The organism is Streptomyces sp. P5F9 (assembly GCF_057961495.1).
In genome coordinates this window covers 1-1945 of record NZ_JBXVPZ010000837.1, presented here as the reverse complement: position 1 = coordinate 1945, position 1945 = coordinate 1, and the positions used below count along the sequence as shown (strand labels likewise).

1 protein-coding gene and 1 pseudogene are annotated in these 1945 nt (G+C 70.2%); one reads left to right on the top strand and one right to left on the bottom strand.

What is annotated here, in order from left to right; translation table 11 throughout:
• Positions 1-294 precede the first annotated feature (294 nt).
• A complete protein-coding gene (locus AC31A1_RS50710) occupies positions 295-552 on the top strand; it encodes a chorismate mutase (protein WP_489659800.1) in 258 nt (85 codons plus the stop codon).
• 646 nt (positions 553-1198) lie between these two features.
• On the opposite strand, the pseudogene AC31A1_RS50705 reads toward AC31A1_RS50710, so the two are convergent.
• Positions 1199-1945: pseudogene (locus AC31A1_RS50705) on the bottom strand (hypothetical protein); the annotation flags it as partial.

Genomic DNA, 1945 nt, shown 5'->3' with positions numbered 1-1945 from the left:
GCTCGGGTGGGGCACCTGGTCGTGCGTGTGTGACGGGGCTCGGGTGGGGCACCTGGTCGTCCCCGGGGGCTCCGCCCCCAGGCTCCCGGGCCTGTGCCATACTCGCCCCATGCTCACGCACCCGACCTCCCGATTTACCTATGGCAACCGGCCCGCCGGCTGCCATGGTCGAGCTGCTTGAGTTACTGACGAGCGACTTTCCAGGCGCCCCGGGCCGACAGGTCCGGGGCGCCTGTTGTTTTCCCGGATCTGTCGCCCCGGGGTACCGCGTCCGCATCCGACAAGGAGCCCCGCATGGCCATCACCACGCCCGAGCAGACGATCACCGACGCACGCGAGCGCATCGACGCGCTCGACGACCGGATCATCGGTCTGATCCAGGAACGGGTCGCCGTGTCCGCCGTCGTCCAGGAGACCCGGATCTCCTCCGGCGGGCGGCGGGTGAGTCTGACCCGGGAGAACGAGATCCTCCGCCACTACAGCGACGCGCTCGGCAAGCCGGGAACGACCCTCGCGATGACGTTGCTCGAACTGTCCCGGGGTCGTATCTGAGGCCGGTCGTATCTGAGTTCGGGGCCGCTCTCACCCGTACGGCGCGTGACCGCCTCGCGAACCGCTTCGTTGGGGGTGGTGTCCGCGCCAGCCAGGGGCGGGCCCGAAAGAACCACGCGTGGCTCGGCTGGGGCGATGAGACGTACGGATCGTGCCGTGCGTCGTGGGACCTCGCTCCAGGGTCGTGACCGGACGGCAGGGGACAGCAGCCCGGTCACCCAAGAGAACGGTCGGCTCCGGGGACGCCCGGGGCCGACCGGCGGAAACTGCAAAAATGCACAAAGCCGGATCGAACGGTTGCGGAGGCCGCGTCCATCCAGCACGATGCGTAGAAGGCCCTGAGGCTTCCCCGAGCCCCAAGTCCCCAAGCAGACAACCGCATTGCAGTGCACAGTCCCCCTGCCAAAGGTCGAGACCAAGCGTGCGCCCCGTGCGCGCCGGGGCGCCGACCCAGGGCACTTGAGACAAGCGGCGCAACCCCCCGGCGCCGCTCCCAGGCACCGGCGCTGCCCTGACGTCGGTGCTGACGGAGAAGGGCCCCGCGGCTCCGTCCCGCGGGGCCCTTCGCTTGCCCTCGGCTGCCCATTGCCCTCAACTGCCCATCAGCACACGGCCGTTCAGCACCTAGCCGGTCAGCTCACGGCCGTCAGGTGCGTGACACCGTTCCGCACGTCTCGTCCTCGCCCGCGCCGAGTTCCTTGCTCCGGTCGTACGGGTCCGTCGTCGGGCCGGTCGGCGCCGCTCCCGTGGGCTCCGCCGAGGGAAAGTCGGGGTGGAAGTAGCCGTCGTAGACCTGACAGGCCGTGTTGCCGAAGTCCGCGTCGTAGTTGAGGACGCTGAGCCGGCCGGTGGTGACCTGGTAGCGGGCGGGGTCGAGGAGTTGGAGGTCGAGCACGCGGCGGACGATGGTGCGGGTGACCTCGGTGGAGCCGTCGGTGCGGACGACCGGGTAGACGAAGGTGTAGTCGGCGTGGATCTCGACGCCGGAGTGCTCGCCCTTCTTGAAGGTGATCCGGCCGCGGGTCTTCACGACGTCGCCGACGAGCCGCACCTGCTTGGGGTCGAAGCGGCTGAACATCAGCAGCGGGTCGTGGGCCTTGGCCGGGGTGCTCAGGGACGTGTTCAGCCGGGTGAGCATGTCCGGTTGCTTCGGGTCGAGCACCGCGAGCGCGGCGGCCGGGCGGGCGCCGGCGATGGTCTTCGGGTCGAGGTTGGCGTCGACGAGGAACTTCTCGGCCTGTTTCAGGGCGAGTTGGACCCGGTCCTTCGAGAACACGCCCACCGCCGCCGCCTTCGGCAGGACGATGCCGGCCGCGCCGTCGGCCCAGCTCAGGGCGGGTGAACCGGCGAACGGCCGGTCCAGGGTGGGGGTTTCGGGGTCCACGGCGGAGGG

Excerpts from the sequence above, each read along its gene's own strand:
- AC31A1_RS50710 (WP_489659800.1), top strand. The coding sequence starts at position 295 with ATGGCCATCACCACGCCCGAGCAGACGATCACCGACGCACGCGAGCGC.